The 350-nt window shown below is 47.7% G+C and carries 1 protein-coding gene; it reads left to right on the top strand.

Annotated features, from left to right (window positions below):
- A partial coding sequence (locus KP705_RS19845) for a hypothetical protein (protein ID WP_215765556.1) occupies nucleotides 1-350 on the top strand: 350 nt, incomplete at both ends.

Genomic DNA, 350 nt, shown 5'->3' with positions numbered 1-350 from the left:
ATTTTGAGATGCTGAGTCGTAAAGTGCTTGTAAAGCCTTCCGACAAGGCAACGAAGTCTAAGAAGTGGAATATTAAAGAGACTATAGATGAGGCTACCAGGAGAAATCCGGATGCCTGTTTGCATGTTGAAAATCCAGGCAGGCCGGGTCTCGGTTTTGGTCAGGATTTAGAAGCTCTTGAGAGTGCGCATGAGCAGGCTTGCGATGGTGCTGTTGATGTTCAGAAGAATGGCAAGAGCAGGAAAATCAGAAGCACTCAAAATACTATGGCGTGCATTGTTCTGTCTTGGCCAGGTGAGATGGATGCCGATTGTAAGCGTTGGCAAGCTCGGTCGGTCAAGTGGTTGCAG

Origin of the sequence: Gluconobacter sp. P1D12_c (genome assembly GCF_018812105.1) — a bacterium.
In the GTDB taxonomy this organism is placed as follows: Bacteria; Pseudomonadota; Alphaproteobacteria; order Acetobacterales; family Acetobacteraceae; genus Gluconobacter; species Gluconobacter oxydans_A.
Note: the sequence above shows the minus strand (reverse complement) of the source record. Positions and strands in the feature narration are given on the sequence as shown.